The organism is Nostoc flagelliforme FACHB-838 (genome assembly GCF_014698065.1).
Lineage (GTDB): Bacteria > Cyanobacteriota > Cyanobacteriia > Cyanobacteriales > Nostocaceae > Nostoc > Nostoc flagelliforme_B.
In genome coordinates, this window is the sequence record NZ_JACJSI010000122.1 from 1 (window position 1) to 19,191 (window position 19,191).

Annotated in this window: 22 protein-coding genes and 1 pseudogene; 15 read left to right on the forward strand and 8 right to left on the reverse strand. The window is 41.0% G+C overall.

Annotated elements, in window-relative coordinates:
- Positions 1 to 162: IS630 transposase-related protein (locus H6G97_RS31665; protein WP_190938912.1), on the reverse strand; the 162-nt coding region annotated here is incomplete at its 3' end.
- A gap of 593 nt (positions 163 to 755) precedes the next feature.
- Here H6G97_RS31665 and H6G97_RS53120 point away from each other — a divergent pair.
- Positions 756 to 1,001: a hypothetical protein gene (locus H6G97_RS53120; RefSeq protein WP_242055483.1), complete on the forward strand. Its 246-nt coding sequence runs from the start codon at positions 756 to 758 to the stop codon at positions 999 to 1,001.
- A 10-nt stretch (positions 1,002 to 1,011) separates the two neighbouring features.
- Positions 1,012 to 2,055: a hypothetical protein gene (locus tag H6G97_RS31670; protein ID WP_190944444.1), complete on the forward strand. Its 1,044-nt coding sequence runs from the start codon at positions 1,012 to 1,014 to the stop codon at positions 2,053 to 2,055.
- Between the two features lie 122 nt (positions 2,056 to 2,177).
- Here the strand turns inward: H6G97_RS31670 and ilvA are convergent, their stop codons facing one another.
- Positions 2,178 to 3,689 carry a threonine ammonia-lyase, biosynthetic gene (gene ilvA, locus H6G97_RS31675; protein WP_190944445.1) on the reverse strand — a complete coding sequence of 504 codons (1,512 nt, stop codon included), beginning with the start codon at positions 3,687 to 3,689 and terminating at the stop codon, positions 2,178 to 2,180.
- A gap of 405 nt (positions 3,690 to 4,094) precedes the next feature.
- On the opposite strand from ilvA, the gene H6G97_RS31680 reads away from it, so the two are divergent.
- The 10 genes from H6G97_RS31680 (at position 4,095) to urtE (ending at position 12,281) form a co-directional block, all read left to right on the forward strand.
- Positions 4,095 to 4,400, forward strand: coding sequence for an RNA recognition motif domain-containing protein (locus H6G97_RS31680; RefSeq protein WP_190944446.1), 306 nt, complete (start codon positions 4,095 to 4,097; stop codon positions 4,398 to 4,400).
- Positions 4,401 to 4,552: 152 nt separating this feature from the next.
- Positions 4,553 to 5,047 carry a hypothetical protein gene (locus H6G97_RS31685; protein ID WP_190944447.1) on the forward strand — a complete coding sequence of 165 codons (495 nt, stop codon included), beginning with the start codon at positions 4,553 to 4,555 and terminating at the stop codon, positions 5,045 to 5,047.
- A gap of 25 nt (positions 5,048 to 5,072) precedes the next feature.
- Positions 5,073 to 6,218: an NAD(P)/FAD-dependent oxidoreductase gene (locus tag H6G97_RS31690; protein ID WP_190944448.1), complete on the forward strand. Its 1,146-nt coding sequence runs from the start codon at positions 5,073 to 5,075 to the stop codon at positions 6,216 to 6,218.
- 193 nt (positions 6,219 to 6,411) lie between these two features.
- Entirely contained in the window at positions 6,412 to 7,728 is a 1,317-nt protein-coding gene (urtA, locus tag H6G97_RS31695) for an urea ABC transporter substrate-binding protein (RefSeq protein ID WP_190944449.1), read from the forward strand.
- A gap of 219 nt (positions 7,729 to 7,947) precedes the next feature.
- The gene (gene urtB, locus H6G97_RS31700) at positions 7,948 to 9,108 is read left to right on the forward strand and encodes an urea ABC transporter permease subunit UrtB (RefSeq protein WP_190944460.1); all 1,161 of its coding nucleotides are present in this window, start codon (positions 7,948 to 7,950) and stop codon (positions 9,106 to 9,108) included.
- A 27-nt stretch (positions 9,109 to 9,135) separates the two neighbouring features.
- On the forward strand, positions 9,136 to 10,254 hold the full coding sequence (gene urtC / locus H6G97_RS31705; protein WP_190944450.1) for an urea ABC transporter permease subunit UrtC: 1,119 nt from the start codon (positions 9,136 to 9,138) through the stop codon (positions 10,252 to 10,254).
- Positions 10,229 to 10,975 (forward strand): urea ABC transporter ATP-binding protein UrtD, encoded by a 747-nt coding sequence (gene urtD, locus H6G97_RS31710; RefSeq protein ID WP_190944451.1) that lies wholly within the window; start codon positions 10,229 to 10,231, stop codon positions 10,973 to 10,975. The genes urtC and urtD overlap by 26 nt, the downstream gene beginning before the upstream one ends.
- 58 nt (positions 10,976 to 11,033) lie before the next feature.
- A complete protein-coding gene (locus H6G97_RS31715) occupies positions 11,034 to 11,240 on the forward strand; it encodes a type II toxin-antitoxin system HicB family antitoxin (protein ID WP_109007382.1) in 207 nt (68 codons plus the stop codon).
- Positions 11,241 to 11,242: 2 nt separating this feature from the next.
- Positions 11,243 to 11,467, forward strand: coding sequence for a type II toxin-antitoxin system HicA family toxin (locus H6G97_RS31720; protein ID WP_190944452.1), 225 nt, complete (start codon positions 11,243 to 11,245; stop codon positions 11,465 to 11,467).
- Positions 11,468 to 11,582: 115 nt separating this feature from the next.
- Positions 11,583 to 12,281 (forward strand): urea ABC transporter ATP-binding subunit UrtE, encoded by a 699-nt coding sequence (gene urtE, locus H6G97_RS31725; RefSeq protein WP_190944453.1) that lies wholly within the window; start codon positions 11,583 to 11,585, stop codon positions 12,279 to 12,281.
- On the opposite strand, the gene H6G97_RS31730 is transcribed toward urtE, so the two are convergent.
- The 3 genes from H6G97_RS31730 to H6G97_RS31740 are packed head-to-tail and all read right to left on the reverse strand — an operon-like array spanning position 12,244 to position 15,095.
- Positions 12,244 to 12,984, reverse strand: a complete 741-nt coding sequence (locus tag H6G97_RS31730; RefSeq protein ID WP_190944454.1) for a hypothetical protein — start codon at positions 12,982 to 12,984, stop codon at positions 12,244 to 12,246. The genes urtE and H6G97_RS31730 overlap by 38 nt on opposite strands.
- Positions 12,985 to 12,992: 8 nt before the next feature.
- Positions 12,993 to 14,306 (reverse strand): cytochrome P450, encoded by a 1,314-nt coding sequence (locus H6G97_RS31735; protein WP_190944455.1) that lies wholly within the window; start codon positions 14,304 to 14,306, stop codon positions 12,993 to 12,995.
- Positions 14,307 to 14,312: 6 nt separating this feature from the next.
- Positions 14,313 to 15,095 (reverse strand): ABC transporter permease, encoded by a 783-nt coding sequence (locus tag H6G97_RS31740; RefSeq protein ID WP_190944456.1) that lies wholly within the window; start codon positions 15,093 to 15,095, stop codon positions 14,313 to 14,315.
- A gap of 263 nt (positions 15,096 to 15,358) precedes the next feature.
- On the opposite strand from H6G97_RS31740, the gene H6G97_RS53125 reads away from it, so the two are divergent.
- The 3 genes from H6G97_RS53125 to H6G97_RS31755 all read left to right on the forward strand — a co-directional run bounded on the left by H6G97_RS53125 (position 15,359) and on the right by H6G97_RS31755 (position 17,135).
- Entirely contained in the window at positions 15,359 to 15,640 is a 282-nt protein-coding gene (locus H6G97_RS53125; protein ID WP_242055485.1) for a DedA family protein, read from the forward strand.
- A gap of 279 nt (positions 15,641 to 15,919) precedes the next feature.
- The gene (locus H6G97_RS31750) at positions 15,920 to 16,543 is read left to right on the forward strand and encodes an exopolysaccharide biosynthesis protein (RefSeq protein ID WP_190944457.1); all 624 of its coding nucleotides are present in this window, start codon (positions 15,920 to 15,922) and stop codon (positions 16,541 to 16,543) included.
- Between the two features lie 61 nt (positions 16,544 to 16,604).
- Positions 16,605 to 17,135, forward strand: a complete 531-nt coding sequence (locus H6G97_RS31755; RefSeq protein ID WP_190944458.1) for a hypothetical protein — start codon at positions 16,605 to 16,607, stop codon at positions 17,133 to 17,135.
- On the opposite strand, the gene H6G97_RS31760 is transcribed toward H6G97_RS31755, so the two are convergent.
- The 3 genes and pseudogenes from H6G97_RS31760 to H6G97_RS31770 form a co-directional block, all read right to left on the reverse strand.
- Entirely contained in the window at positions 17,136 to 17,693 is a 558-nt protein-coding gene (locus tag H6G97_RS31760; protein WP_190944459.1) for a hypothetical protein, read from the reverse strand.
- A gap of 516 nt (positions 17,694 to 18,209) precedes the next feature.
- Positions 18,210 to 18,767: a recombination mediator RecR gene (gene recR / locus H6G97_RS31765; protein ID WP_199349778.1), complete on the reverse strand. Its 558-nt coding sequence runs from the start codon at positions 18,765 to 18,767 to the stop codon at positions 18,210 to 18,212.
- Between the two features lie 184 nt (positions 18,768 to 18,951).
- Positions 18,952 to 19,191: pseudogene (locus H6G97_RS31770) on the reverse strand (photosystem II q(b) protein); the annotation flags it as partial.

The following is a 19,191-nucleotide window of genomic DNA, read 5'->3' on the forward strand; positions in this document are numbered from 1 at the left end:
TAATGCTTGATAATCTCCAGTGCTGGCTTTTCGTTGCAGCCATAGGTTGATTGTGTTTCGACTGATTTGAAAAACTTGCGCTGCTTCCGTTTTGTTCATCCCGTCTAACTCTATTGCCTGAATTACCTTCTGGCGTAAGTCGTAACTGTAAGGTTTTGGCATGAGCTTTCCTTGAGCTGAACGCTTCATCTGTATCTAGTTTTACTTTACTCACTAATTATACTGTTTGTCCTAACCGCCTTGGCGCTTGCTATAATAGAGCGACTAATAGAGCGACAAAACTGACTGGAATCATACTTTGATTAGCGATCGCGTACCGCCTCCTGTTTTTAGGAGGCGGTTGTTTTTTAAATAAAAATGGGCTTTTTTAAGCATCACCCCTATACCATGAGGCAGATGGGTTAGGACTGGGATAATTTTATGATGGGCAATTAGACACACAGGCGATCGCTTGATTTGCCAATCAATAGAAGTGGAATTAAATAATCCTGCACTTTCACCTGCCCATCTATGTGATGAGGGGAATGAAAGTCATTTGCGCTTAAAGAATAATAGTAGTCTTTGCTCATCACCAATTATATGCTGAGAGGATAGTCAATAGTTAACTCTCAAATTGCTCATCTCCACTTTATGCTAGGCTTCAAATTCATTAATTTGGATAAAACTTCTACATAAACACACACTGATGCAGTTTGATTTGCTTGAATAGCTATATTGATAGGACATTGATACGACGGCAATTCACAATCCTGATTATGGCAAGTAAATTCATTGATGTTAGGGAATATACTGTCAGGGCGCACAAAAGACAGATTCATACTCGTGTTTTTCAGTTTGTCTGTAAAGAGTGTAACGATCTGACAAAACGTGAGACTTTCGGCCCTCGACCTTTATATTGTGAGAGATGTCGCCCTCCCCAACCGCCTAAAAAATCTCAGTCAACATCTCAAAAAGCAAAACCCAGAGCAATGTCTTATAAAAGTGACATCGATTTAAATTGATTAAAGCCTTATGACTCAAAATGGACAATTAGAACCACCTCCAGGCACCTTTATCTCACCACTGTTGGAATTACGAGACTATTATGCTCGCCTCACAGAAGAGTATGAACGCCTCTTTGTGCAGGCGCGATCGCAACTCGATCATGTAGAAGCGTTGTTGTCTAACTGGTCTTTTGCTGATTCCAATAAGCAGATATCAAGACTAACGGCGGCTGATCAAACCTCGAATCTTTCCCCAGAAGGCTCGGTGCGGTTTTTATCATCACCTCTTGATGACATCAACGAAATTAACTTGGTGGAATCAGACGGATCAGTACGAAAAGACTCAGATAAAGTTGAGATAGATAATTCTTTTTCTGCCACTGTTGATACACAAGAGAGCCAATCTCCAACGACATCGGCAGATCCAAAGATACCTACAGAGAACAACGATAGTTTGATGAAGGTGGGGGAAATTCCCCTGTTACCCCAGTATCAGCATACTCTCTCACGAATGGAAGCCATAAAACAGCTATTGCAAGAGCAGATAGGCACTGTTTGTCATATTGATTTTATAGTGCGAGCGCTTTATGGAGAGCTAGATTCCAACCTATTCAAAGTAGTTAAAGGTAGGGTTCAATCTTCCCTCACTCAAGGCAGAGAAAGGAATTACTGGGTAACTATTCCCGATGAGCCAGGTTGTTATACTCTGGATTTAAATTTGGTAGCCCCAAATAATGGCAGTGGTGTTTCTAAAAGCATCAAAAACAAAAAGAAGAAACCTTTCGTACCCCCGACAAAAACAGTACCAATGCTCAAAGCCTTTGAGGGTCAATTCTTAATTGATGCCCTTACCTCTCTCTTTGAACAAAATCCAGGTAAAGTTTTCAGCGTCGCTGAAGTCATCGCCGGAATTTATGGAGAAATAGATTCTCAGCAACTTAGAGAGATCAAAAATAAGATACTGAATGAATTATCGAGAGGCTATCGGACAGGCAGATTCTCTAGGGTTCCTAACCAAATTGGCTTCTATACTTGGGACTCTAATCTGATATTGGAGGGGAGTTCTCGTTAAATTGGGCATTGGCAAGAGGCTGAGGGGCAGGGAGCAGGGGGAAAAGGGGAAACTTTCTCCCCTGTCCAAATTGTTCTTTTCCATCCCCTTGCCTCCTGCTCTCCTGCTTCTTCCCCACTCCCCTATCCCAAAAACAGCTTATATGCTGGATTTTTATTCTCATCCCAATAGCGATAGCCCAGGTTATCGAGAAAAGCTTGCCACTCTTCCATCTCGTGGGGGGGAACCTGGATACCAACAACGATTCGTCCATAGTCTGCGCCATTATTGCGGTAGTGAAAAAGACTAATATTCCAGTCGGGACTCATGGAAGTAACAAACTTCATCAATGCGCCGGGGCGTTCGGGAAACTCAAAACGGTAGAGTAATTCATTGTCAGCCAAGGGAGAATGCCCACCTACCATGTGCCGCAGATGTAATTTAGTTAGTTCGTCGTCTGTTAAATCAAGAGTTTCAAATCCTTGAGCTTCAAAGGTTTCTACCATCTTTGCAGCATCGGCACGATTTTGAATTTGCACACCTACAAAAATATGGGCTGTTTGTTCATCGGCGATGCGATAATTAAACTCGGTAAGATTACGCTGGCCAATACATTCACAAAACTGGCGAATACTTCCCCGCTCCTCTGGAATTGTGACTGCAAAGATTGCTTCGCGGCGTTCGCCTAACTGTGCCCGTTCTGCCACAAAGCGGAGGCGATCAAAATTCATGTTTGCGCCGCAGGCGACAGCAATTAAGGTTTGTCCTTCGATTTGTTCTCGCTCTGCGTAGGCTTTGGCTGCTGCGATCGCTAATGCACCGGCTGGTTCTAAAATGGATCGCGTATCCTCAAACACGTCTTTAATCGCAGCACAAGTATCGTCTGTATCCACCAAAATAATTTCATCTACATATTGTTGACATAAACGGAAGGTTTCTTCACCTACTTCCCGCACTGCCACACCATCAGCAAATAAACCCACTTGGGATAAGCGCACCCGATGCCCAGCTTTGAGCGATTGAGACATCGCATCAGCATCTATTGGTTCAACGCCAATAATCTTGATTTCGGGACGCAACCGTTTTACATAAGCCCCAATCCCAGAAATTAATCCGCCTCCTCCAATTGCAACAAAAATCGCATGGATGGGTTGCTGATATTGCCGTAAAATTTCCATCCCGATTGTTCCCTGTCCAGCTATTACATGAGGATCATCAAAGGGATGAATAAAGGTTAATCCTTTTTCTACTTCTAATTCACGGGCATAACTATAAGCATCATCATAAGTGTTTCCATGTAACACAACTGCTCCGCCCCTCATTCTAACTGCGTCCACCTTGACTTGGGGTGTAGTTATTGGCATAACGATAATCGCTTTGGTTCCTAAACGATTGGCTGCAAGGGCGACACCCTGAGCATGGTTCCCCGCAGACGCTGCGATTACACCCTGCGCCAATATATCTGGTGGCAGTTGCACCATTTTGTTATAAGCACCCCGCAGTTTAAAGGAAAATACTGACTGCATATCCTCACGTTTTAGCAGGAGTTGATTATTCAGCCGCGCAGACAAATTTGGGGCAAACTCCAGTGGTGTTTCCTGGGCAACATCGTACACACGGGCAGTCAGGATTTGGATGAGGTAGTCGCAAAACATGGGCGTCAAGGTGTTAGCAAATGCTGGATGGAGATTAATTTTACGTCAGAAGCGATCGCACTGGTTTTATTTAATTGCATTCTCTGGAAATTTGCAGTGAATAAAATTTCAAAATTACTAATACTATTTGAAGAGAAATAAGTTCAGTCATTAAAACTTTTTGGTGAGTTCAAATTTAATGCGATCGCTGGTAGGTTTGTTTTAAGCTAGTTCTGCTAACTGTCAGAGTATTTTAGATCAACAGATTAAGTAAGTATAATGTTACTGATGAACAGAACTTTTCAATTTATGTTAAAATTATGCATGGAAGATCAAATTCGGTTATGTAGTTTGTTTTTATATATACTTGTATTACAGACCTCTCCGGATCTAAATCTCTACACCCTCTGATTCTGGAGACATTCTATGTCAATTTATGTTGGTAATCTAGCTTATGAGGTTAAAGAAGATGACCTCCGCCAAGTCTTTGCAGAATACGGAACTGTGAAAAATGTTCAATTACCTATTGACCGCGAAACAGGTCGGATGAGAGGTTTTGGTTTTGTAGAGATGGAATCAGATGCACAAGAACAAGCGGCAATTGATGCCCTTGATAACGCCGAATGGATGGGTCGGAGCTTAAAAGTTAATAAAGCCAAGCCCAAGACAGACGGAGGTTCTTCTGGTGGTAGACGAGGTGGTGATGGAGGAGGATACTCTCGCCGTTACTAAAGTTTAAAATCAAGAATTTAACTCTAAGGTCTTGAGGGCAGACAAGGGGTCTGCCTTTTTTCGTGCTTTGGTTGACCGCATACTTCGCGGCGTGAAACCATACGTTAGCGGAGCTGATTGTAAGTATCGTTTTTGTAACAGGTGTAGCAATCATGAACCCAGAAGCTAAACATATTGTTAGCGAACTAAGGCGTGAGTTCTATTCTAACTTTGTTGCTGCTATGAATATGCCGGTGAACATAACTGGTACATCTTATAGTAATAATTCACCGATCGCATCTTGGATTGATCATAGGCAGAGACTAAACTATATAAATGTATACGCTTATACAGCACCCGATGAATTTGTCCCATTGTGCCCATTCATTCTTCGACTGGGTATTAACAAAAGTGCTGGTAGAGTAATGGTGTTAAGAAAAGGACAAGTATGCCGAGGTCTTAATTTGGTGTGGGATTTTGAGTTAACTGTACTACCAAAAGAAATCTTAGACTTTCTTCCCTGGATAGTTAAGTTAGTTGAGTCTCATGACAAAGGTTCACCCTTGTTGATAGAATCACCACCCCATTCCTTTGAATTAAAAGTGTCAGAGGTCGAGTTATTTAATAATGCATGGACTCAGCAAGCTTGGCTCCTGGCAAATTCATAATTCGTAATTAAGAAACACATTTTATATGAAAAGCTACGACTGGATTGTGGTTGGCGGTGGAATTACGGGTGCTGCACTGGCATACGAATTAGTAAAAACTGGCTTTTCTGTTCTTTTGTTAGAGCAATATGAAACACCACAGAGTGCAACTCGTTATAGTTATGGTGGGCTTGCCTATTGGTCAGGTACTACAACATTAACTCGTCTATTGTGCGAGGAAGCAATCGCGCGTTACGATATCCTATCTCAAGAGTTAGACGCTGATATCCAGTTTCGGGAATTAGATTTATTACTTACTATTTCTGCCCATAGCGAACCAGAAGCAACGGCTGAATCATATAATCATTTTGCCATTCCACCCCGTTTATTAAGTGTACAAGAAGCTTGTGAGTTGGAACCGCAGCTAAATCGAGAGGCAATATCTGGTGCTTTAACTGTTAAACATGGTCATATTCACCCAGAAAAAACAGCACAAGCTTACATCCAAGCCTTCGTCCGTGCTGGGGGTGAAATGCAGATTACTCAAGTATTGCAAGTATTGCAAGATGGTGTAAAAACGGCTACTGCAACTTACCACAGTGCGAACGTTGCTATTTGTGCGGGTGGACTCAGCCGCCAACTACTAAAATCTGCTGGTATTCCTATCAAGCTGTATTTTACCCACGCAGAAATCATTGAAACGCCACCTGTAGATGTGCAGTTACGCACTTTAGTTATGCCAGCTAATCTGCAACGATTTCAACTAGAAGCTGAATCTACTCAAGTTGATGAATTGTGGAATCAACCAGGTAATGAGCCAGTACCGCCAATTTTAGATGCAGGTGCGATTCAGTTTCAAGATGGTAGCCTTCGCATCGGTCAAATTAGCCGCGTTCTCACAGATCCTTATGCCAAGGTAAACTCAGAGGCGAGTGAAAAATGGTTGCGAAAAAGTGTCGGTGAGGTTTTACCAGCTTTGGAGAATTTACCAGGAACTTGGCATCATTGCTTGGTGGCATTTAGTAGCGATCGCCTACCTTTAATTGGTACTATCCCAAAATTTGAGAGCGTTCATCTATTCTCTGGTTTTAGCAATCCTTTGGTGATTATACCACCTTTGGCAAAGCGCTTTGCTAATTTTGCATCTGGCAAGAAAGATGAGATTATTATCCAGCTATCTCTTCATCGCTGACAATAATTTCACAATACTAGGCTTAACAAAGATTAATAATATAAAGTTATTTTTTTATTACAAAAATCAGACATTTTGTATAAGAAGTAACTTTTTCCTAGTAAAGTATCGCACTATCATCACACTTTAAAGTTTAATATTGTCAGCTTTCTATTAAGTTGATTGATTGATCAAGAGGAAAATTCATAAAAAGATGAGAAGACAATTTAACAGACGCAAGTTTTTAATCTACGGTTCTTTAACTTTTGGAAGCAGCTTTTTTCTGAAAGCTTGCGCGAATAATTCCCCAACTGCTACAGAGAGTCCAGCCGCGCCTCCTGCTGCTTCTCCTGCTGCGGCTACTGCTGGTGACACCATCAAAGTAGGAATTTTGCACTCTTTGAGTGGTACGATGTCTATTAGTGAAAAAAGCGTTGTTGATGCTGAAAAATTAGCAATTAAAGAAATTAACGCTGCGGGTGGTGTCTTAGGTAAACAAATTCAAGCAATTACCGAAGATGGTGCTTCTAATTGGGATACTTTTAGAGAAAAAGCAACCAAGCTAATTGATCAAGATAAAGTTAGTGTAGTTTTTGGTTGTTGGACTTCTGCTAGCCGTAAGAATGTTAAGCCAGTATTCGAGAGCAAAAATCACATGCTCTGGTACCCTGTGCAATATGAAGGTCAAGAATGTTCTAAAAATATTTTCTACACTGGCGCTGCGCCAAATCAGCAAATCGAACCATCTGTTGATTGGCTGTTAAAAAATAAGGGCAAAGAATTCTTCTTAGTTGGCTCTGACTATGTTTTTCCCCGGACTGCTAACACAATTATTAAAGCTCAATTAGAAGCTTTAGGCGGTAAAACAGTTGGTGAAGATTATTTACCTCTTGGGAATACAGAAGTTACACCAATTATCACTAAAATTAAGCAAAATTTGCCAAATGGTGGCGTGATTTATAACACCCTAAATGGTGATAGCAATGTTGCTTTCTTCAAACAATTGAAAGGGGCTGGATTAACACCAGAAAAATATCCCTCCATGTCTGTCAGTATCGCTGAAGAAGAAGTCAAAGCAATTGGTGTAGAGTATCTTCAAGGTCACTATGCAGCTTGGAACTATTTTCAAACAGTAGACACACCTGCTAACAAAAAGTTTGTTGCAGCTTTTAAGAAAGAGTACGGTGAAAATCGGGTGACTAATGACCCAATGGAAGCAGCATACATCGCCGTTTATCTGTGGAAGCAAGCAGTAGAAAAAGCTGGTACTACTGATTTAGAAAAAGTGCGGGCTGCGGCTTATGGTCAAACTATAGATGCACCTGAAGGTAAAGTGACAATGGATGCAAATCATCACATATCTAAAATTGTGCGGATTGGTCAAGTTAGACAAGACGGATTGTTTGATATTGTCTATGCTACTCCGACAGCCGTTGAGCCAGTTCCTTGGAATCAATTTGTAAAAGAGACTAAAGGATTTGCTTGTGATTGGAATGACCCGGCTAAGGGTGGTAAATACAAGAAAGCGTAAATAATTCGTAATGGGCTACGCCCCGCTACGCTAACGTAATTCGTAATTAATTACAAATTACGAATTAGTCAATTTTAACTTTGTAGGGTGCGTTATAGCGAAGCGCAACGCACCATTTATCTTAGTGGGTTACGGTAAAAATATTTATTGCCACTATGTTTATTCACTGGTGTCGTAACACACTTTACAGGTAATTACGAATAAGTAGTGAGGAAAAAAGTGTTAGCAGGATTTTTAGAAGCTGTATTTAATGGTATTAGTATTGGCGCTGTATTATTAATTGCCGCGTTAGGACTAGCTATTATATTTGGATTGATGGGTGTCATCAATATGGCGCATGGTGAATTGATGATGTTTGGTGCTTATACCACATTTGTTGTGCAAAATGCCTGTAAGCAATTGGGTGGAGTGTGGTTTGAAGTCTATATATTTTTGGCTTTGATTATCGCTTTTATTTTCACTGCTGCTGTAGGATTAATCCTAGAGAAAGGCGTGATTCGTTATCTTTATGGACGACCTCTAGAAACTTTATTAGCAACTTGGGGAGTAAGTCTAATTTTTCAACAGTTTGTTCGCAGCGTCAATTGGGTATTGATAATTGGCATAGGGTTATTTTCTCTGTTGTTTTTTGGAGGTTTATGGATTTTAAATTCTCGCACTGATTTAGGAAGAGTTCGTAACTGGATTGTGGCGGTGATATTTTTATTATCGCTGGGGGTGACAATCACAACGGGCAATTTATTAAGTCAAACTTATCAGCTAGCAGTAACTCAACCTTGGTTTGGCGCTCAAAATGTGGATGTAACAGCACCGACTTGGTTACAAGCAGGTATGTCTTTGGGTGGTGTGCAATTGCCCTTTGCTAGATTATTTATCATTGCTTTAACAATCATCTGTGTGGCGGGAATTTATCTATTCTTACAACGTTCTAGCTGGGGTTTAAGAATTCGGGCTGTGACGCAAAACCGGAGTATGAGTGCTTGTTTGGGAATTCCAACTGAAAAAGTTGATGCGATTACTTTTGCACTGGGTTCTGGTTTAGCTGGTGTGGCTGGATGTGCGATTAGTTTACTGGGTTCTGTAGGGCCAAATACGGGACAAAACTATATTATTGATACTTTTATGGTGGTTGTGGTTGGGGGTGTGGGTAATTTAGCCGGGACGATTGTGGCGGCGTTGGGTATTGGTACGGCTAATTTTTTAATTGGTTCTGGGACTTTGGCTTTGCTGTTAAGTCCTGTTAAGCCTTTGGCTGATTTGTTTACTTTTTTTGCGACGACAAGTATGGCCAAGGTGATGGTGTTTGCGCTGATTATTGTGTTTTTACAGTGGAAGCCTGGGGGGATTTTTCCGCAAAAGGGACGTACTGTTGATGTTTAAACCGCAGAGACGCAGAGGACGCAGAGAATGAGGAAGAGGGGAGGAGGGTTATTGATTGAGGTGGGGGTGGTGGTTGCGATCGCACTTTTCCTCATTATTATTATGCCACTGTTGTTGTCGGAGTTTCGTCTAAATTTGTTGGGACGATTTTTGTCGCTGGCGATTGTGGCTTTGGGTATTGATTTGATTTGGGGGTATACTGGTTTACTAAGTTTGGGACATGGTATTTTCTTTGGTTTGGGTGGATATGTGATCGCAATGTACCTGAAACTCCAAGTCCCTAGTGGTGAGTTACCTGATTTCATGGGGCTTTATGGGGTTACGGAACTTCCCGCCTTTTGGCAACCTTTTTATTCTTTTCCTTTGACAATAGCTTTTGTAGTACTAATTCCAGGGTTGTTGGCGGGATTATTGGGATATTTAGTATTTAGGAATCGCCTCAAGGGAGTTTATTTTTCTATCTTGACTCAAGCCGGAACTATTGTATTTTTCAATTTCTTTAACGGTCAACAACAATTTTTCAACGGTACAAATGGACTGATAGATTTTACAACTTTGTTTGGGGCAACGGTCAGTGATGCGAAAACACAATTTGTTTTCTACACGCTGACAGTAGTGTTTCTCGCAGCCACCTACGGCATTTGTCGCTGGTTGACAACTGGACGCTTTGGCAGATTGTTGATAGCTATTCGTGATGATGAAAGTAGGGTAAGATTTTCTGGCTATGATCCTACAGATTTTAAGGTGCTAGTGTTTGCAGTTTCAGGTGCGATCGCAGGCATCGCAGGAGCATTTTACACCATTCAGAGTGGTTCTGTATCACCCAGAGCAATGGATATTGCTTTTTCGATTGAAATGGTGATTTGGGTAGCTGTAGGCGGACGCGCTACTTTAATTGGCGCAATTGTCGGAACTTTGTTAGTAAATTATGCCCGCACTTTTTTAAGTGAACAATTTGCCGAAATCTGGCTCTTTTTTCAAGGCGCACTATTTTTGATAGTCGTCACAGTGCTTCCTGACGGCATAGTGGGATGGTTGCGTAGCCAGAATATATCTCTTTTCACCCGCCGTCAACAAATTGCTACATATCCCACCTTGGAAGAAGACCCAGAAGTGCAACATGAACGCGAAAATATTGGAAACTGAAAACATAACTGTTAGTTTTGACGGTTTTAAGGCGCTAAATCAGCTTAACTTTAGTATGGATATGGGCGAATTACGAGTAGTAATTGGCCCCAACGGCGCTGGAAAGACAACGTTTCTAGATGTGATTACGGGGAAAGTTCAGCCAACCGTTGGGCGAGTTATGTTTAAAGGAAGAAACCTGCGTTCTTTACCTGAATATAAAATTGCCCGATTAGGAATTGGGCGGAAGTTTCAAACACCCCGAATTTACTTAAATTTAACGCCCCGTGAAAATATAGAAATTACTAGCAACCGCAATAAAAATGTCTTTTCTACTTTGTTTAGCCGTTCTCATTCTGCGGAAAAGAATAATATTAAAGGATTATTAGAAACTATCGGTTTAACTGCTAAAGCTGACATCAAAGCAGGTTTACTTTCCCACGGTGAAAAGCAGCGTTTAGAAATTGGAATGTTAGTAGCACAGTCACCAGACTTATTACTCGTTGATGAACCCGTTGCTGGTTTAACAGATGAAGAAACATACAACATTGGTGAATTACTTTTAGCACTAGCACAAAGTCATTCAATTTTAGTGATTGAACACGATATGGAATTTGTGCGTCAAATTGCCCGAAAAGTAACAGTGTTACATGAAGGTTCGGTGCTGTGCGAAGGTAATTTTGAGGAAGTCCAAAATGATTCTCGTGTTATTGAAGTATATTTAGGAAAACAGGAAGGCTAAAATTTAGCTCTACAAGGCTTGGATATACTATAGTTACAAGCTTAGTGGATAAGGAAATATGAGGTTTAATGTAACGGTTGATCGTGATGAAGATGGTGCATGGATAGTAGAATGCCCCAGCATTCCGGGTTGTGTCAGTCAAGGTCAGACTAAGGAAGAAGCACTAGAGAATATCAAAGATGCGATAGCTGCCTGCCTACAAGTTCGTGCCGAGCGCGGGTTGCCACTTACCATAGAGACTCACCAAGTAGAGGTTGTGGCTTAGTTATGGCATCTACTCTTCCTGTTCTTAGCGGACGTGAAGTCGTTCGTGTGTTTGAGTCATTTGGTTGGGAAGTTGCACGTCAAAGTGGAAGCCATATCATCCTGGTTAAGGAAGGAGAGTTAGCCACACTGTCTGTTCCTGAGCATCGTGAAGTAGCAAAAGGAACGCTGCGAAGTTTGATTCGCACTGCGGGGCTTACAGTCAATGAGTTTGTTTCTGCAATTTGATGTGTGGATTTCAATCTTACAGTATCAAGGTTATTAGACAAAAGCATAAAAACTCAATCTTCCTCTTTGCGTCTCTGTGCCTCTGCGTAAAATTTTAATATATAAGTAATTTATAATGCTAAAAATTTCTAACCTAAACGTTTACTACGGCGAAAGCCACATTCTTCGCAATGTAGATTTAACCGTACCATCTGGGCAAATGGTTTGCTTAATTGGACGCAATGGTGTAGGTAAATCTACATTACTTAAAACAATTATGGGTTTACTCAAACCCCGTAGCGGTACTATTAACTTAGGTGGAGAATTAATCAACTCGAAATCTCCAGACCAAAGGGCAAAGTTAGGAATTGGTTATGTTCCCCAAGGACGAGAAATTATTCCCCGTTTGACAGTCAAAGAAAATCTGCTGTTGGGATTAGAAGCTAGACGGAAACCAGTAAAAAAAGCAGAAATTCCAGAGGAAGTTTTTAGCCTATTCCCGGTATTAAAAACCATGCTTTCGCGGATGGGTGGTGATTTGAGTGGTGGACAGCAGCAACAATTAGCGATCGCTCGTGCTTTAATGGGAGAACCTCAATTACTCGTCTTAGATGAACCCACCGAAGGGATTCAACCCTCCATCATCCTAGAAATTGAAGCCGCAGTCCGTCGCATCGTCGAAACCACAGGCATTTCTGTTTTATTGGTAGAGCAACATTTGCACTTTGTTCGTCAGGCTGATTATTATTACGCTATGCAAAAAGGTGGTATTGTCGCCTCCGGTTCCACAGCCGAACTCAGCCAAGATGTGATTCAACGCTTTCTAGCTGTTTAATTTTTGATATTTCTATATCAACAGTGTCGGAAGCAATTAAGTCTGCTGCTTCTTGTAAAAGCTCATGTTGTTCCTTTTGAATTGCTTCTAAACGACTAGAAATTTCTGCTAATCTTTGTTGTTTATTTGGTTGAAAATTTTCAGGTAACAAAGCTGGCAGGTTATCAGTTGTTTTAATATCTGTAATTTGTTGAACAGCAAAACTGCCAACTTTAGTTAAGGATAGAAAGCTAACTTTAAATAAAACCTGGAGCAATTTTAAGGGAACTTGGAGTATTGACCAACTAGCTGTTTCAATCAAGCGGATGATTGCTTTGATGATGCTCCAAATAAGAGCGATCGCAAACAGCAAAATCACTATACTAATAATTGGGTGATTAGTCACCCAACCTAATATTTGAACTAACTTAAAAAATATTGGATGTTGTGTCAGCCAATCACTTGCAGAAGATGCGATCGCATCTTTAACTGCACCCGATGTTGTACTCTTAAATTTATCAGCAGTTTGCCAACTTTGTTCTAAGCTTGTCGTAACTGTATCAATTGCTTTATCAGTCGTTGTAGTTGCTGTTGCCTTCAAAGACTCGCCAACTTGTTGTGCTGAGTTACTTAGAGAGTTAACATTCTCACCCACAAAATCTTTTACATTTTGTAAGCGTTGCAAAACTCCGTTAGGCAAGTTTATGTCTATTTGGGATGCCATAAAACATTTCACCGAGGTTGAAATCTAACCCGCAACCCATCTTTAGGGCGATTAGTGGGAACCCTAACCATCTCTAAACTTTGATTGGGTAATATCTCCCAATGATAACTACGTAGAAGATGAGCAGCAATAATCTTCATTTCCATTTTGGCAAAGGCTATACCAATACAGATGCGTGGCCCACCGCCAAAACCAACTAAACTAAAAGGATATTTTTTGTGTTCTTGGCGCTGGGGACTGAAACGTTCTGGATCAAAACGCTCTGGTTCAAGGTAGATTTCCTTTAGGCTATGAGTTATCAGAATTGAATAAAGCAACCGCCAACCAGCAGGAACGTGATAACCTTTAAACTCAAAGTCTTTAATCACACCACGAAAACCACTTCCGACAGGTTGGTGCAATCTTTCAACTTCCCACAAAACCTGCTCTAAATAGGGCATTTTCCCCAATTGTTCTAAATCCAAATCACCTTTACTTGCAAGTTGTAATTGTTCATCTCTTGCTTTTTCGAGTACTTCTGGATGACGGGCTAACTCTGTACACAACCAAGTCAGCATCGAAGTAGTCGTTTCATGTCCAGCGAAGAGTAACAGCATTGCTTGGGCAATGATTTCTTTTTCACTTAAACTATTACCATCTTCATCTTTAGCTTGGATTAACAAGCTGATGGTATCTTTAGTTGGGTTTTGCTGACGTTCTCTAACAACTTGAGTTAGATGCTCTAAAATCTGATTACGCGCAGCTATAGCTTTACCAAATGTAGTAAATGGTAATGGCAACGGATTAATAGCAAACAGCCCATTACTCAAGGTTTTAAACAACTGGCTGAGGCGCACACATTCAGACCCAGGACTCGTACCTAACAACAATTGACTGGCAATATCAAATGTCAGCTGTTTAAACTCTTGGAACCAAGTAAACTCTTGTTTTTTCTCCCACTTTTGGAGATAGCCGCGCGTAATATCTTCCATTGTGGAGACATAATTTGCCAATGCTGGCCCATGCAATGCCGGCATCATCAAGCGGCGGTTTCTGCGATGTTCCTCTCCATCTTGCAGAAAAAGCGATTCACCCAATAATGTCTTAAAATTATCAGGCCATCCCTCGCGCCAAGAAAAATTCTCGATATGGCTTGACAAAACGAACTCCAATGCCTCTGGCCCTGCCATTACCACAGTCGGTCTGCCAAGAAGATGGGTTTTGAAGATAGGCCCATACTGGTGATAGCGCTTTTTGGCAAAATCGCGGTCGAAAACAAAGGAGAGTGTTTCACCTAATACAGGCAAACCAAAGCTTCCAGGAGGAATTTGATTAGTTTTCATATCTCTCTAACTCGATGCACTAGTATAAAACCGCAACGCAAACCGCCAAAACCAAGTAGAAACAAAAAATAGCAGTACTGCTAATATTGCCGCACCTATCAACCAACTAATTTCACTCCGACCCAACAGCGCTTGGGCTGGTACAGTAGTTAAAAAAGCTACTGGCATCACAAAGGTAAAGAAAAAACGGTAAGCAGTGGGATATGCGGCGATAGGATATCGTCCAGCTTCCAATAAACCACGCAAGACTTCGGTAACGTTGTATATTTTGACGAACCAAATACTCGTCGCTCCCAGCATAAACCACAGGCTGTACAAAATTACTAAGCTGAACAATAACGGCAACACACCAAGTAGATAGCCGTTTACCTCTACACCGAGGCGTTTACCTGCGTAGCCAATGATAATACTACCAAAAACTAGATCCGGCAGTCCCCAAGGTGAAAGAGTATGGGTGGAAAGCCAAAACTGACTACGGATAGGTTTTAATAATATAAAGTCTAAAGTGCCTTCCTGAACATGGCGGACAATGCGATTCAAATTTGATGCCAGAAAAGTAGCAGAAAATCCTTGAAGTAAGGTAAAAATTCCTAAAACTACTAAAGCTGCTTCCCATGACCAGCCACTAAAACTGTAGCCAGTGCGGTAAAACAAGAATAGTCCAAAGAGGCTGCCGACAAGATTTCCTAAGCTGCTGAGGGTAGCTATAAAAAAGTTAATCCGATATTCCAACTCTGCTGCGATCGCAGCACTCCAAAATAATCTTAGTACTTTCAAATACCTTTGCATCTTGCACCTCTAAACTAAAACCTGCCATCTGTCATGACATTTCCCAAGATTACACAATAACTTTATGTAAATTTAATATTACTTTTTATTCAATAAAATTGCTAAACGTTAAGATGTTGTGGAACTATTGTTCAAAGGCAAGAAATTCTATGCATCTGGATTTACCAGAACTGATTAAATGACTCGGCTATTTTAGAGTATGGGCGATTATCTTTGCTGAATCTGGCTTATTAATTGGTTTTTTTCTGCCTGGAGATAGTTTATTGTTTACTGCTGGATTTGTCGCATCTCAGAATTTACTGAACATTTGGGTTCTGATTTTTGGTGGTTTTGTTTGTGCAGTCTTAGGTGACAATGTTGGCTATTTTACTGGGCATAAATTTGGCAGAAGACTATTGCAGAAGGAAGATTCATGGTTGTTTCATAAAAAACATCTTGTTAAAACCCAAAGTTTTTATCAGCAGCACGGTAAAAACACGGTTGTTTTAGCACGTTTTTTACCCCTTGTACGGTCTTTTGTACCAATTGTGGCTGGGATTGTGTGATGCATTAGCGAACATTTATGTCTTACAACTTAATCGGTAGTTTTCTTTAGACATTTGGCATCACCATTTTAGGGTTTTTCTTAGGAAAGTCTTTGCCACCTGAACAGGTAGACAAGTATTTGTTACCAATTATTGGATTAATTATAGTTGTTTCTTTAGGGCCATCGATTATTTATCTAATACAAGAAAATCGAGCCAAGAGAAGTTGAAATATTTTTTGTCTTTTGTATAAGTATTAGGTATATTTATTTACTAAATCTTGCTAAATCTCGGAAATATATGGCTAGACTATCTAACGAATTAGAACGATATTTTTTTGAAGAAGAACGACCATCAAAAGTAACTTTGGCAGATATTCTACTGTTAGCAAAAGAAAGAGTTTTCGGATTTTTGCTGGTTATCTTGTCTCTACCTTCCGCTTTGCCAGTCCCAGCACCAGGATATTCAACTCCTTTCGGCATTCTGATTTTTTTGTTAGCAATACAGCTAATTGTCGGTGCTAAAACCTTGTGGCTACCTAAGCGGATGATGAACCATCCTATTCAACTCACGACAGTTCAAGGGTTTTTGAAACCAGGGATTCCTTGGTTGAAAAGAATTGAAGCGATCGCTCGTCCTCGTCTCAGCTATATCTGTACTACTTTACCAGGTAGAGTGACCATTGGTATAGCGATCGCCTTGATGGCAATTTCCATGATGATTCCGATTCCAGGAACAAATACCTTACCAGCAATGGGAATTTTCGTAACTGGTTTTGGCTTATTGGAAGATGATGGTGCAATTAGCCTTGGTGGTTTAGTCATGTGTGTGCTGGGAGGAGTTTTGACTATTTCTATACTGTTCGCACTGATTTGGGGTGGTTCCAGTCTTCTTGACGTCATCAAGACTTGGTTAGGTCGTTAAAATAGCAAAAATACTGCTTGAGGAGAATGATACACAAACATCAGAGCTTGATAATACCCTCATGACTTCCTTAAACATCAACCTCTATCTGCTTCTAGAAAATCTCCTCTTTTTTGTAATTGCCACACTTTTTATTGTGGTTGTCAACTGGCGGTGGAAAGATACAAAACCCTATACGCTACCTTTACCATTACCCTCTTGGTATAAAATCTGGTTTATATCAGTGCAACTGCTAGGAGTATTGCTGCCATTAGTGGCCATGCTATTGTGGGGTGTATGGTGGGGCGATCGCAGTGTGTTAACTGTGCTTGGTTGGTATTTTATCGTATTAGGGTTGCAAATCATCTCTGAGAGAGTGACGCTTAGGCAGTGGCAAAATGTAGTATGGGTGATCGTACCTTATATATACGTGCCTTACCGCTTCTGGCAATTGTATGAGGGTTTGACACTTTTAAGTTCTAAAAGCGAGTTGCAGTGGGTACGATATTTATTAGTTTTTGAATTGGTGCTGTGGATTGTTAGCTACGCCATCAATGTATCTCAATTGCCACGGCTTTTTAGCTGGGAAGTAAAATCAAACTTTGATGCCTAGCTAGGGATTAATCGCAGAATTAGCCATTTTTACTAAAGAAGTGCGTTCGCCAGCTTTCAACCCAAAAACATATTGCACACCCTGTTGTCTCCAAGTCAAGGTAGCATCTGAGCAACCAGCACCACAAGTAAAATCTACAAAATAGCCAGTAATTCCCTTAGCTAGGTATACAGGTTTACCAGTTAGGCGGGGTGTTTTGCGGGTTACGGCTTCAGCCGTAACAACGCCCAAACGATATGCAGAAGCACCATTACAGTCAGGGCTGAAACCCAGTAAAATCTCGTACTTCTTTTGCGTGGCAGCTTCTATAGTTGCGTAAATTGGATTTTCCCCATCCGATTCAGGAATAAACTTCGGTAAAAGAATCCGAATTTGAGTCTTTTGCTTTAATTTAGGCAAAATAGATTTAAAAACTAGGTGCGGCTGAGTTTTACTCTGTTGTGCTATCAATTGGGATTGGTTGTTTATAGTAGCTATGGCTGACTTGTGAAAGCTACTAACGCTGACTAATAAAAATATGGCGCACACAGCACTAGTATTTCTGAAGCTTAAAATCATCTGTAAAAACCTATTTCATCTAAAGTACTTATTTGTAATACCCAAAATGGGTATCAAATTATGTATTTTATAGATGAAGCGATCGCAGGGAATACAAAATTAATTAGCTAACTGACCGATGACTCAAAATCACAATATACAATTTAACCACTCTTATCCGCCCTTTTAGCTTAGGGCTAATTTATTCCCTAAAGGGTAATGCTTTACGAGCCTCTAAGCCCAAAAAATCAGGTGACTAAAAAATTTTACTAGATAATTATTATTATTGCCATGCCTTCTCTGCGAGACGCTAGGCAAACGGCAAGGGCGAACGCACTTAAATTGACTCGTTGATTTCGTAACTTTTCGATAAAAAGGGGGACTTTGAGAGATTTTTGCTCCCCAATTCCCAGATAAATTGGGGAGCAAAAGCTTGTGGACTAACTCTAGAAGATTTGTCTGTACATTGCAGGCAAGCGGGGAGAGGAAATAAAGCCTAGCTTTAGCGAAGTGGGGTTCTTAGAGTTTAACTGAAACCTAATCTAATTCCCGGCGTCCTTCCAACGCCCTCGCCAAAGTCACTTCATCTGCGTACTCCAAATCGCCACCCACAGGTAAACCAAAAGCAATCCGCGTCACCTTAGTAAATGGTTTCAATAGCTGACCGATATACAGTGTTGTTGTCTCACCTTCTATACTCGGACTAATTGCGAGAATTACTTCTTGAGGTTTTTGCTGACCAACTCGGCGCTGCAAAGCCAGTATAGTCAACTGTTCTGGCCCAATTCCATCAATTGGCGAAATCACCCCACCTAAAACGTGATATTTGCCTTTGTATTCGCGGGTTTTTTCCAGCGCAATCACATCGCGAGGATCTGCTACAACACAAATAGTATTATTGTCACGGTTGGCATTGCGGCAGATTTCACAAACAGGTTCAGCAGATAAGTGAAAGCAAACAGAACACAAGCCTATCTGTTTTTTTGCCTCAATTAAAGCTTGTGCCAAAGCTTCTACTTCTGCTTCTGGTCGCTTCAAAATATGCAAAGCCAGTCGTTGGGCACTTTTGGGGCCAACTCCCGGCAGGCGTTGCAATTGCTCAATTAACCGTGCTAAAGGGCGTGCGTAAACCGTTGTCTTATCTCCAGAATGTTTTTACTTTTACTATGATGACATTTTTCGGGTAGTTCCATCTCTCTGGTAAGCTACGCGCATCTAATAAACAAAAAGCGCCCTCCTGTTCAGGAGAGCGCTTTTTGATTTAGCTAAGACTTGAGAATTAACCGTTGATAGCAGGAGCGTTTAGAGCTACAGGAGCAAAGTCACCAGCAGCCAAATCTAGAGGGAAGTTGTGAGCGTTGCGCTCGTGCATTACTTCCATACCCAGGTTAGCGCGGTTGATTACATCTGCCCAAGTTGCAATCACACGACCTTCAGAGTCAATGATTGATTGGTTGAAGTTGAAACCGTTCAAGTTGAACGCCATTGTGCTTACACCCAAGGCGGTGAACCAGATGCC